At 50.5% G+C, this 11,441-nt stretch carries 11 protein-coding genes; 1 reads left to right on the forward strand and 10 read right to left on the reverse strand.

From position 1 onward, the window contains the following. Positions 1 to 14: 14 nt before the first annotated feature. The 9 genes from dam to K0335_RS06825 all read right to left on the reverse strand — a co-directional run bounded on the left by dam (position 15) and on the right by K0335_RS06825 (position 7,779). A complete protein-coding gene (dam, locus tag K0335_RS06785) occupies positions 15 to 851 on the reverse strand; it encodes an adenine-specific DNA-methyltransferase (protein WP_000742161.1) in 837 nt (278 codons plus the stop codon). Positions 852 to 967: 116 nt separating this feature from the next. After that, positions 968 to 2,248 carry a cell division protein DamX gene (gene damX / locus K0335_RS06790; protein ID WP_000343162.1) on the reverse strand — a complete coding sequence of 427 codons (1,281 nt, stop codon included), beginning with the start codon at positions 2,246 to 2,248 and terminating at the stop codon, positions 968 to 970. Between the two features lie 91 nt (positions 2,249 to 2,339). Further along, positions 2,340 to 3,428, reverse strand: coding sequence for a 3-dehydroquinate synthase (gene aroB, locus K0335_RS06795; RefSeq protein ID WP_000439830.1), 1,089 nt, complete (start codon positions 3,426 to 3,428; stop codon positions 2,340 to 2,342). A gap of 57 nt (positions 3,429 to 3,485) precedes the next feature. Next, complete coding sequence (gene aroK, locus K0335_RS06800) at positions 3,486 to 4,007, reverse strand: shikimate kinase AroK (protein ID WP_000818617.1); 522 nt, start codon at positions 4,005 to 4,007, stop codon at positions 3,486 to 3,488. Between the two features lie 467 nt (positions 4,008 to 4,474). Beyond that, positions 4,475 to 5,713 carry a DNA uptake porin HofQ gene (gene hofQ, locus K0335_RS06805; RefSeq protein WP_104920393.1) on the reverse strand — a complete coding sequence of 413 codons (1,239 nt, stop codon included), beginning with the start codon at positions 5,711 to 5,713 and terminating at the stop codon, positions 4,475 to 4,477. Beyond that, positions 5,625 to 6,029, reverse strand: coding sequence for a HofP DNA utilization family protein (locus tag K0335_RS06810; RefSeq protein ID WP_000989490.1), 405 nt, complete (start codon positions 6,027 to 6,029; stop codon positions 5,625 to 5,627). The genes hofQ and K0335_RS06810 overlap by 89 nt, the downstream gene beginning before the upstream one ends. Continuing rightward, positions 6,019 to 6,477: a hypothetical protein gene (locus tag K0335_RS06815; RefSeq protein ID WP_104920394.1), complete on the reverse strand. Its 459-nt coding sequence runs from the start codon at positions 6,475 to 6,477 to the stop codon at positions 6,019 to 6,021. Before K0335_RS06815 ends, K0335_RS06810 begins: the two co-directional genes overlap by 11 nt. Then, positions 6,461 to 7,000, reverse strand: coding sequence for a PilN domain-containing protein (locus K0335_RS06820; RefSeq protein ID WP_104920395.1), 540 nt, complete (start codon positions 6,998 to 7,000; stop codon positions 6,461 to 6,463). The genes K0335_RS06815 and K0335_RS06820 overlap by 17 nt, the downstream gene beginning before the upstream one ends. Then, positions 7,000 to 7,779, reverse strand: coding sequence for a DNA utilization protein HofM (locus K0335_RS06825; RefSeq protein ID WP_104920396.1), 780 nt, complete (start codon positions 7,777 to 7,779; stop codon positions 7,000 to 7,002). Before K0335_RS06825 ends, K0335_RS06820 begins: the two co-directional genes overlap by 1 nt. 120 nt (positions 7,780 to 7,899) lie before the next feature. Between K0335_RS06825 and mrcA the strand changes: the two genes are divergently transcribed. Continuing rightward, positions 7,900 to 10,452, forward strand: a complete 2,553-nt coding sequence (mrcA, locus tag K0335_RS06830; RefSeq protein ID WP_104920397.1) for a peptidoglycan glycosyltransferase/peptidoglycan DD-transpeptidase MrcA — start codon at positions 7,900 to 7,902, stop codon at positions 10,450 to 10,452. A 132-nt stretch (positions 10,453 to 10,584) separates the two neighbouring features. On the opposite strand, the gene nudE is transcribed toward mrcA, so the two are convergent. Continuing rightward, a complete protein-coding gene (nudE, locus tag K0335_RS06835; protein WP_000045733.1) occupies positions 10,585 to 11,145 on the reverse strand; it encodes an ADP compounds hydrolase NudE in 561 nt (186 codons plus the stop codon). Between the last annotated feature and the right edge of the window lie 296 nt (positions 11,146 to 11,441).

Consider the following 11,441-nt stretch of genomic DNA (forward strand, 5'->3'; position numbering starts at 1 on the left):
CTTCTCCTTGAGAACTATTTTTTCGCGGGTGAAACGACTCCTGGTTTGTACAGAGCCAGCAGTTCGTCCACCTTTTTACGTGTGCCGCCGTTGCTGCTTATACTGCGTCGAACTTTGACGACATGCAATTTTGCGCGCTGATACCACTCGCGCGTTAACGCCGTATCATGGTTAGAGATCAACACCGGAATCTGCCTGTTAACCAGATCTTCGGCGATCTCCGCCAGATGAGCCTGCTGTTCCAGGCTAAAACTGTCCGTATGGTATGCCGTAAAGTTAGCGGTTGCAGAAAGCGGTGCGTAAGGTGGATCGCAATACACCACCGAGGATTGATCCGCTCGAGCCATACTGGCGGCATAAGATTCACAAAAGAAAAAAGCATTCTGCGCTTTTTCAGCAAAGTGATACAACTCTGCTTCCGGGAAATAGGGTTTCTTGTAACGACCAAACGGTACGTTAAATTCTCCGCGCAGATTGTAACGACACAAACCGTTGTATCCATACCGGTTCAGGTACAAGAACAACACCGCACGCCGAAACGGATCCCGGCTTTCGTTGAACTCTTTACGAAACTGGTAGTAAACCTCAGCCAGATTGGTCTCTGGCGCGAAAAGCTCACGAGAAGCCCGCACATACTCATCGGTACGTGTTTTTACAATGTTGTAAAGGCTGATGAGATCACTGTTGATATCGGCAAGGATATAACGAGAAAAGTCGGTGTTAAGAAACACCGACCCGGCACCCACAAAGGGTTCAATCAGGCATTCACCTTGTGGCAAATGCCGTTTTATATCTTCAAGCAGGGGGTATTTCCCCCCTGCCCACTTCAAAAAAGCGCGATTTTTTTTCATGCTGACTTACTAATTACACCTTCTCCGGCTGTGGAGAAAGCTCCGACAGCATCCTGCGCTGTAGTCTTGCCCCGCAATCGGGCGAAACATCAAAAAATTGCAGGGCATAGCCTGGATCACTTCAGATCGGCCTGCACCTGATGCAGTGGTTTTGCCCACGGATTTTTCGCCTGCACATCGGCTGGCAACGTAGACACGGCTTTTTTCGCTTCTTCTTTCGAAGAGTAAACGCCAGAAACCAGTACATACCACGGTTGACCGTTACGTGTTGTCTCATAGACAACATAATTTTTCAGGTTCTCTTTCTTCGCCCAACCGTTCAGGTTGTCGTAGTTCGAAGAACTGCTGAGCTGTAACGTATAGTGGCTGGAAGGTGCCGATTTCAGCGAACCTACGTTACCCGTGCTCTTACCACCAGTAGATGCCTTTGCAGTTGATTGCGCTGGCGATGCCGTTTGCACAGGTTCGGCACTGGCTGTCGCTTTCGGCGCTGGGGCAGGTGCTGGCGTAGATGTCGTTGCAGGTGCCTTGGTAGTCGCTACCGGTGCTGTCGGTTCAGGACGTTTCGGTTGCGTTACTGGTTTCGGCTCTGTTTTCACCGTTGCTTGCGGTTTTTTCGGCTCAATCACGGCCTGTTTACGTTCTGGGCGCGTGGTAGTTTGCGTAGTCGCTGTTTGTGCTGGTGCGGCACCATTACGCACCGGAGCAACCGTTGCTGGTTCAGTTGGCAGTGTTGAATTTACTGCCACATCATTCATCTGCTGCTGATTCTGCGGTTGAGTAAGAGCATTGTTCAAATCGCCCTGAACTTCAACGCGCTGCTGTCCTTCAGTTGCTACTGAAGTTTGCCCCTGAGTAGGCGTAGATGAGATAGGTGGCAGAGTAACATCCTGAGGTGCATTACCTGCGGTTTGTTCAGCAGAAGTCGTTCCCGGAGCAGGTTGCGCCCCATTTGCCTGATCGGCTGCATCACCAGAAAGATTAATACTCTTCTCGCCTGAAGCTGTTTGCTCACTGGTTGATGAAGTTGAAGGTGCTTTTAGTGCCGAACCAATACCGATGATGAGCAGCAGCAACACCAGCACACCAACACCCATCATCATATATTGACGGGATGCAGGTTTAGCTGCAGGCTTCTTACGCTTACGCGGACGACGCTCTACGCGTTCTTCATCCACGGCTTCATCTTCAGATTCGTAATCTTCTTCGACTTCCGGCGCCTCGTTACGCTCTTTTTGCGCACGAGTTGGGCGGGTGTCTTCAGCATCCAAATCAATATCATCAAAATTGATCTGTGGCTCACCACGTTCAGAACGTTCGGAAGATTGACGAGAACGACCAGTACGACGATCGCTGGGATCGGGTTTCAGCTCGTCTTCTGGTTTGAATTCATCCATTTAACACCCCACTAAAAGGTTAATGCTCACTACGTGCATTAATCCCGAAGCAAAAAGACCCCCGGATACGGCGGTCTGACCTTTCTTGTTTTTACGCCTGCTGACAATCAGCAATAGCGCTAAGAACGACATCGTGCGGCACTCCGCCGCGAACTTCGCTCTTCCCTAATGCCAGCGGGAGAACTAAGCGCATTTCACCCGCTAACACTTTTTTATCTCGCAACATATGCGGCAAATAAGCTTCCGCAGACATTTCGCGCGGCCCGTTTACCGGCAACCCCGCCCGCTCGAGCAACGCAATAATACGCTGCGTATCTGCAGAACTGAACTGCTCTAAACGTTCTGAGGTTCGCGCCGCCATCACCATACCCGCAGCAACAGCTTCACCGTGTAACCAATTGCCATAACCCATTTCAGCTTCAATGGCATGACCAAAGGTGTGCCCCAGATTCAGTAAAGCACGTAACCCTGTTTCGCGCTCGTCTGCAGCAACAACTTCGGCTTTCAGTTCACAACAACGGCGAATACAGTACGCCATCGCCGGGCCATCCAGACGTAATAAGGCGTCCAGATTTTCCTCCAGCCAGGTAAAGAACTCACCATCCAGAATAATGCCGTATTTAATAACTTCTGCCAGCCCTGAAGCCAGCTCGCGTGCCGGAAGAGTTTGCAGACAGTCGAGATCCACCACGACAGATGCAGGCTGATAAAATGCACCAATCATATTTTTGCCGAGGGGATGGTTTACAGCGGTTTTTCCGCCAACGGAGGAGTCCACCTGCGAGAGTAGCGTGGTCGGAACCTGAATAAAACGAACGCCTCGTTGGTAGCTGGCTGCCGCAAAGCCCGTGAGATCACCAATAACGCCACCGCCCAGAGCGACCAGCGTGGTGTCACGACCATGAGGTTTTTGCAGCAGTGCCGTAAAGACCGTATCCAGCACTGTCAGGCTTTTGTATTTCTCGCCATCAGGAAGGATAACGCTGTCAACGATAACACCCGCCTGTTCAAGTACGCCGCGAACTTTATCGAGATACAGGGGAGCGAGGGTTTCGTTGGTTACCAACATAACCTGCTCACCTGACTTCAACGGTAAGAATGAAGCCGGTTCGTTAAACAAACCAGCCGCGATGGTAATAGGGTAACTACGTTCCCCCAGAGTGACGGTAATCCTCTCCACGACGCGACATCCACCTTAGTTACAAGTACTCACAGACGAGTGTTTATGAAACCAGAATTAGTTGCTTTCCAGCATGTGGATAATCTGGTTTGCGACGACTTTAGCGCTCTGATCATCAGTACGAATGGTCACATCGGCAATCTCTTCATACAGAGGATTGCGCTCATTGGCCAACGCTTCCAGCACTTCACGAGGCGGAGCTTCAACCTGCAGTAGCGGGCGTTTTTTATCGCGTTGCGTACGGGCAAGTTGTTTTTCGATGGTGGTTTCCAGATACACCACAACGCCACGTGCGGAAAGACGGTTACGCGTTTCACGAGATTTCACAGAGCCGCCGCCAGTTGCCAGCACAATACCCTGTTTTTCCGTCAACTCGTTGATGACTTTTTCTTCGCGATCACGGAAGCCGTCTTCACCTTCTAAATCGAAAACCCAGCCCACATCAGCTCCGGTTCGTTTCTCAATCTCTTGATCGGAATCGTAAAATTCCATATTGAGTTGTTGAGCTAACTGGCGCCCAATAGTGCTTTTTCCGGCACCCATAGGCCCAACCAGAAAGATATTGCGTTTCTCTGCCATTTTTTCGGTACTACTAAGACTATTCGTTAATGATAAACCCGCTTCGCATGCACATAGCGCAGCAGGACATGAACTGAAACCTCATAAGGATATAGTGAGAGTCAGACTGAAAATTATCTCAATACTCAAGCAGGTTTGGCAACTGAATAAATCACCAAACCAGATTGCGACCAAACCTCACGGTCAGCGTGGACAGATAATAGCGCAAACTGCAAATCAGGCTAAAAAACATAAATAATTTCAAAAAATTGCATCAGCCTGCTGCTTGATATGTTTATGCCATCTGCCTTTTCGCCGTTTATCATTAGCCTTATGCATACCTTTTGCAAAGCAATGCATATTCACAAATGTGTAAGCAACGAAAGAGACCGACTCTCAAATCGGTACTCCTTGTATGCTAAATACCTTCGCGCGTCAAATCCCTGAAACGTGTTCAGCGCAAAAAACATCTCGTGTTTATGCACGAGTTACTCGCTGGAGACCAGTCTGGGCGTGATAAACACGACCAGTTCACGACGTTCATTTTCTTTTCCATCATGACTGAATAATTGCCCAAGCCACGGAATATCACCTAAGAGTGGAATGCTATCCTTACCCGTTTTATTTTTGCGCGAAAATATGCCGCCCAGAGCCAGGGTCTCCCCGCTTTTGACCTCTACCTGCGTTTCGATCTCTTGTTTATCGATGGTCAACACTTCGCCATCAGATTGTTGTAGCACCTGCCCTGGCACATTCTGGCTGATATGCAGCTTTAAACGAATTCGTCCTTGTTGTAATACCGTTGGTGTGACTTCCATACCTAACACCGCCTCTTTAAACTCTACTGATGTCGCGCCACTCTCACCACTGGAAACCTGATAAGGTATTTCGCTGCCCTGCTTAATACTGGCTGGTTGTAAGTGCGATGCAAGTAAGCGTGGACTGGCAATAATATCCAGTTGCTGTTTCTGCTCCAGAGCAGAGAGTTCAAGATCCAGTAAACGCCCATTTATGCGTCCAATGTTAAAGCCCACCTGGGTTGTAGCGGTTGCGACTGCCAGATCGCTGCTCAGGGTAGTCACCTGCCCCACCTTACCGGCTTGTTGTGCCTCGCCAGCCGTCCATTTCACGCCCAACTCACGCAGGCTTTTTTCATTGATAGTCACAATATGCGCAGCCAGTTCAACCTGCCCTACGGGCACATCCATTTCTGAGATCCAGTGTTCCAGAGCGGCTAAAGCGGTTTTATTGTCACGCAATAAAAGGCGATTGGTGCGAGTATCAACCGTCATACTGCCTTTGGCGCTCAATAGTTTCCCGCCCGCTTTTGCCAGCTCAGCAGCATCCGCATATTGCAGAGCAATTGCGCGATGCTCTACAGGTAAACTGGCCAGGCGCCGGGCCTGTTCAGCTTCTTGTCGTGCTGCATTTTCGTTTTGCCAGGCAGCAGAGTGTATATGCAAAATATTACCTTCCTGGCGCAAAACCAGCCCGGCACTTTTTACCACTGTCTGCAACGCCTGCTTCCAGGGAACATCGATCAAATGCAAAGAGACGAGACCACTAACATCCGGCGAAACCACGATATTCTGACGCTCTTGTTCTGCCAGTGCCTGTAACACCTGTGCGACAGGTGCATCATCCACCACTAACGTCACTTTTGCGGGTTTCGCGGCCTGCGCGACGGGAAGAGCCATCATCAGTATTGCGGCTATCCATTGCTTCATTTTCTTCTCCTTGCCTTTGCCACTGCCATTGGTCCGGCTCACATGTTTTGCCGGTATTAAGGGTCAGAAACTCAGGGGTTATCTGTAAAATCGTCCAGCCGTTTTCCAGCACATCTCGCTGTTCCACGCGCTGCCACTTATGCTGACTGTCGCTGATAATGGCGATGACTCGCTCACCCTGGCCTACCATGCCGCGATAATGCCATTGGGTAAGTTCTGCTATTTGGCAGCGATCTTCCGGTGGCCTGAACGGATCCCGCATACCAGTCAGCAACAGTAGCGACATCCCAATAATGATCCCGCGCTTAACCATCATTCAGTCGCTCCAGAAGCAGGGTTATACGTAATCCATTCTCATCCGGGTCGAGCGTAAACTGCGTAATGCGCATCTGCCGTTCCGCAAGTTGTCTGAAAACAGGAGGTATTGCTGACCAGGGGCCCTTAAGCGCAAGTTCACCGCCCTCAGCAGAAGGCTGCCACAACACGAGTTGCATCTCCGCTTGTTGAAAATCGAAAGGTGAAAAAGGTAAAGCGTTGTCGTCACTCACCAAACGTTGCTCATCAGCAGAACCGGCAATTTTATGAAGCGTTCGCCATTGCAGCAGGTTTGCCTGATGCAGACGACTTTGTGCATCGCGTCCATTTTCAACAGGAGGAGATAGGGCTATACGTGACAGTCCACACAAAGCGATCACCCAAAGTCCCCAGCAAATCAGGCGCAGACGTGGCGAAGTTGCACACCAGAAATCAAAGAACGTGTTCATTGTCGTCTCTCCGCTGTAACTGGTACTCAAATTGCCATCGCCCCTTAGCATCCTGTTGTGTTGCCCCGGTATGGATAAGCAAAAATGAAGCGTTACTGCGCAGCATCTGTTCCAGTGCAGTGAGCGAAGCAATATTTGCCGCCAGCCCACTGAGCATAAGACGATCTTTTTGCCAGGCCATTTTCGTAAACCACGCTTTTTCGGGTAGTTGCTCCGCTAAAGCGTAAAGCGCAGGCTGCCAGTTGTCGGTTGCAGCAAGCTCCTGCTGCCGCCGTTTTGCCTGTTGATGAATCTGTTGTCGTTGTAAAAGCCGTGGTTTGCTCGCCTGTAAAGCACTGGCGAGTTGTTGTTCTGCCAGCAGTAACACGCCTTCAGCACGCGTTTCTATATTGCCAATGGCATAACGGCTAAGTGTCACGCCAGAGATCAGCATCAGTGCTCCGCCGAACATCATGCTCCACAAGCGGAGAGTGGCCTTTCTGCGCGTTTGTCTCCAGGGAAGAAAATTAACGGGCATATCCATTAGTGCATCTCTCCCAAAGCCAATCCAAGGGCGATGGCAAAATCACCACCTGCCGGAGGAGCTGAAGGTTGACGCAGAGCAACACTATCCCAGGGATTTATCCCCCCTTCGCCACAAATCGCTATGCTGCCTACAGGAAGTGCCAATAACGCAGTCAGATGTTCCAGAGAAGCGACTTCTGTTGTCGATTTGCGCCCCCAGGCGTACCGCGTTGCCCATAACCATTGTTCATCGTCGCGCCACGCCAGGCATTGTTGCTGCGGTGCTAACCGGGGAAGGAATCGTTGTAAGGCGCAGGCATCCGGGGTTATCGCTGCCAACTGGATGCGTAGCGTTTGTGCCAGTGTCAGGAGTGTTGCCACTTCTTTACTTTGCGCAGCAGTCACGTTAAAAGCCGGATTTAAGGTGTCTTCGCTATAATCAAAGCGCAGTGAGTCCGGATCCATATCCAACTCACGTGCCATTGAACCTGCCAGCCATGCGCTCTGCTCACGTTCACGTAATGACATCGCCGGGCGAGGAAATACCTTTTGTAGTGTTCTACTGGCGGGAAAGGCAAGGCAGATACGATGCCGATGTGGTAGTTCACGGCTCCATGCCTGGAGCGCCTGGGCGAGCATTTCGGGGTGGCGGATATGCCCATCTTTGATAATGTTTTCTGCCAGTGGCATCCGCCACCAGCGTTGCAGAAACCAACCAGAAGCGCCGCGAATTACGGCAACAGCCAGTACCTCGCGTTGTTGAATATGAAGCCCAATTTGCCAGGATCTGAAAGCCATAGTTGATGATCTCCTTATCACCCGTCGCACTGACGGGTATATCAATGCGTCAGGCTTGCCTTTATACTACGGCGCTTTTGTTTATAAACTGCCCAAATGAAACTAAATGGGAAATCTCCAGTGAAGTTCGTAAAGTATTTTTTGATCCTTGCAGTTTGTTGCATTCTGCTGGGAGCAGGCTCGATTTATGGCCTATATCGCTATATCGAGCCACAACTGCCGGATGTCGCGACGCTGAAAGATGTGCGTCTGCAAATCCCAATGCAGGTTTACAGCGCTGATGGCGAGCTTATCGCGCAATATGGCGAGAAACGTCGTATTCCGGTGACGCTGGATCAGATGCCACCAGAAATGGTCAAAGCCTTTATTGCGACCGAAGACAGCCGATTTTATGAGCATCACGGTGTTGACCCCGTAGGGATCTTCCGTGCCGCCAGCGTTGCGCTGTTTTCTGGTCACGCTTCCCAAGGGGCAAGTACCATTACTCAGCAGCTGGCGAGAAACTTCTTCCTCAGTCCTGAACGCACGCTGATGCGCAAAATCAAAGAAGTTTTTCTTGCCATTCGCATCGAGCAACTGCTGAGTAAAGACGAAATCCTTGAGCTTTATCTCAACAAGATTTATCTCGGCTACCGTGCATACGGAGTTGGTGCTGCTGCGCAGGTCTATTTCGGCAAGACAGTTGATCAGCTGACGTTAAGCGAAATGGCGATGATCGCCGGGTTACCGAAAGCGCCTTCAACCTTTAACCCTCTCTATTCTATGGATCGGGCGCTTGCACGTCGCAATGTTGTGCTGTCGCGTATGTTAAGCGAAGGGTATATCACTCAGCAGCAATATGATCAGGCGCGGGTAGAGACGATTAATGCAAACTACCACGCACCAGAAATTGCGTTCTCTGCACCCTATCTGACCGAGATGGTACGTCAGGAGATGTATAACCGTTATGGCGAAAGCGCTTATGAAGACGGTTACCGCATTTACACCACGATTACCCGCAAAGTGCAGCAAGCAGCACAACAGGCAGTGCGTAATAATGTGCTGGACTACGATATGCGTCATGGTTATCGCGGCCCGGCAAACGAGCTGTGGAAAGTGGGGGAAACGGCATGGGATAGCCAAAAAATCACCGATACACTAAAAGCACTGCCGACTTATGGTCCGCTGTTACCCGCTGTAGTAACCAGTGCCAGTGCCCAGGAAGCGTCTGTGATGCTGGCCGATGGCTCATCGGTTACGCTGGGAATGGAAGGTGTACGTTGGGCGCGTCCTTACCGTTCCGATACACAACAAGGCTCCACACCACGTAAAGTGACTGACGTAGTGCAGGCGGGCCAGCAAATCTGGGTCCGTCAGATGGGCGATGCCTGGTGGCTGGCACAAGTACCGGAAGTTAACTCGGCACTGGTTTCCATTAATCCTCAGAATGGCGCAGTGATGGCACTGGTGGGTGGTTTTGACTTCAACCAGAGCAAGTTTAACCGCGCAACGCAGGCACTTCGCCAGGTCGGCTCTAATATCAAACCGTTCCTCTATACCGCCGCAATGGATAAAGGCCTGACGCTGGCAAGTATGTTGAACGACGTCCCAATCTCACGCTGGGATGCAGGTGCCGGATCTGACTGGCAACCGAAAAACTCTCCACCGCAGTATGCCGGTCCAATCCGCTTACGTCAGGGGCTGGGGCAGTCGAAAAACGTGGTGATGGTGCGGGCAATGCGGGCAATGGGCGTGGATTACGCGGCGGAGTATTTACAACGCTTCGGTTTCCCGGCGCAAAACATTGTTCATACTGAATCACTGGCACTGGGTTCCGCTTCCTTTACGCCGCTGCAGGTAGCTCGTGGTTACGCAGTAATGGCAAATGGCGGCTTCCTGGTCGATCCCTGGTTTATCAGTAAAATTGAGACCGATCAGGCTGGTGTCATTTTCGAAGCAAAACCCAAAATTGCTTGTCCTGAATGCGATATTCCGGTGATTTATGGCGATACGCCAAAGTCGGACGTACTGGAGAACAGCAATGTCGAGGATGTTGCTATCTCCCGGGAGCAGCAAAATTCAACAGTGCCAATGCCGCAACTGGAACAGGCAAATCAGGCATTAGTGGCCGCGACAGGCGCACAGGAATACGCGCCACATGTGATCAATACTCCGCTGGCCTTTCTGATCAAGAGTGCCCTGAACACCAATATCTTTGGTGAACCTGGCTGGCAGGGTACTGGCTGGCGTGCCGCACGAGATCTTAAACGGCGTGATATCGGCGGAAAAACAGGTACCACTAACAGTTCGAAAGATGCATGGTTCTCAGGTTACGGTCCGGGCGTCGTGACCTCGGTTTGGATTGGCTTTGATGATCACCGCCGTAATCTTGGTCATACAACGGCTTCCGGTGCGATTAAAGATCAGATCTCTGGTTACGAAGGCGGTGCGAAGAGTGCCCAGCCAGCATGGGACGCTTACATGAAAGCCGTGCTTGAAGGTGTGCCAGAACAACCGCTGACACCACCACCGGGTATTGTGACAGTGAATATTGATCGCAGCACCGGGCAACTGGCAAATGGTGGCAATAGCCGAGAAGAGTATTTCATCGAAGGCACGCAGCCTACACAACATGCGGTGCAAGAGGTGGGAACGACCATTATCGATAATGGCGAGGCTCAGGAATTGTTCTAATTAAAAAAGGCGCCTCGGCGCCTTTTTTAATGCTAAAGTCGGATACAACACGAACGCCTTCGCATGTCTATAAAATATTTAAATTCAGTGCATTACATGAATAGCCTGGCGCATCAAGTAAGTTCCTCGTATTTACAACCGCCCCTGCCCCTTCAACCACTCGCGCACGAGGAAAAGCGCACTGACATTGCGCGCTTCATTGAAGTCAGGATCTTCAAGCAAATCCATCATATGAGCCAGCGGCCAGCGAACTTGCGGCAGAGGTTCTGGCTCATCGCCTTCCAGCGATTCCGGGTAGAGATCCTGCGCTACCACGATATTCATTTTGCTGGAAAAGTAAGACGGGGCCATGCTGAGTTTCTTCAAAAAAGTCAGATCATTGGCACCAAATCCCACTTCTTCTTTAAGCTCCCGGTTAGCAGCTTCATAAACGCTTTCGCCGGGATCAATCAGCCCTTTCGAAAAGCCCAGTTCATAGGATTCCGTTCCCACCGCATATTCCCGGATCAGAATAAGATGATCGTCAATAATAGGTACAATCATTACCGCTTCCCGATTGGAAGGACGCATCCGTTCATAGACACGGCGCACGCCATTGCTGAACTCCAGATCCACACTCTCGACATTAAACAGTCGGGATCGCGCCACAGTTTCAACATTCAGGATGGTGGGTTTTTGTAATGATTTGCTCATTGTGGGAATCTTTTCAGTGAAATCTGTTGTCATTGTGCGATACAGAGCACGGTTCCGGCAATGTGAATCGCTGATTATTTACATTTATGTAACCTGATAAAAGTTAATTCTCAAATCAAATTAAAAGTCAATAGGTTGAAATAACTCCAGGAATTTGCTGATATTCCGCCTTTGGTGGTTTTGCTATGCTTTGCACTCAATGGGATGCGCTTAAAAATGCTCAAGTTCAACTCCACGCTTGCCGATAGCCAACCACAGAATCACGCATAATGTGCTGGGTGCGACCAATCACACCT

The sequence above is a fragment of the Escherichia sp. GZ89 genome (assembly GCF_019366485.1).
In the GTDB taxonomy this organism is placed as follows: Bacteria; Pseudomonadota; Gammaproteobacteria; order Enterobacterales; family Enterobacteriaceae; genus Escherichia; species Escherichia fergusonii.

What these genes read in the sequence shown, in the direction of transcription:
- dam (WP_000742161.1), bottom strand. Translation starts at nt 851, where the DNA reads ATGAAAAAAAATCGCGCTTTTTTGAAGTGGGCAGGGGGGAAATACCCC.
- damX (WP_000343162.1), bottom strand. Translation starts at nt 2,248, where the DNA reads ATGGATGAATTCAAACCAGAAGACGAGCTGAAACCCGATCCCAGCGAT.
- aroK (WP_000818617.1), bottom strand. Translation starts at nt 4,007, where the DNA reads ATGGCAGAGAAACGCAATATCTTTCTGGTTGGGCCTATGGGTGCCGGA.
- hofQ (WP_104920393.1), bottom strand. Translation starts at nt 5,713, where the DNA reads ATGAAGCAATGGATAGCCGCAATACTGATGATGGCTCTTCCCGTCGCG.
- K0335_RS06810 (WP_000989490.1), bottom strand. Translation starts at nt 6,029, where the DNA reads ATGATGGTTAAGCGCGGGATCATTATTGGGATGTCGCTACTGTTGCTG.
- K0335_RS06815 (WP_104920394.1), bottom strand. Translation starts at nt 6,477, where the DNA reads ATGAACACGTTCTTTGATTTCTGGTGTGCAACTTCGCCACGTCTGCGC.
- K0335_RS06820 (WP_104920395.1), bottom strand. Translation starts at nt 7,000, where the DNA reads ATGGATATGCCCGTTAATTTTCTTCCCTGGAGACAAACGCGCAGAAAG.
- K0335_RS06825 (WP_104920396.1), bottom strand. Translation starts at nt 7,779, where the DNA reads ATGGCTTTCAGATCCTGGCAAATTGGGCTTCATATTCAACAACGCGAG.
- nudE (WP_000045733.1), bottom strand. Translation starts at nt 11,145, where the DNA reads ATGAGCAAATCATTACAAAAACCCACCATCCTGAATGTTGAAACTGTG.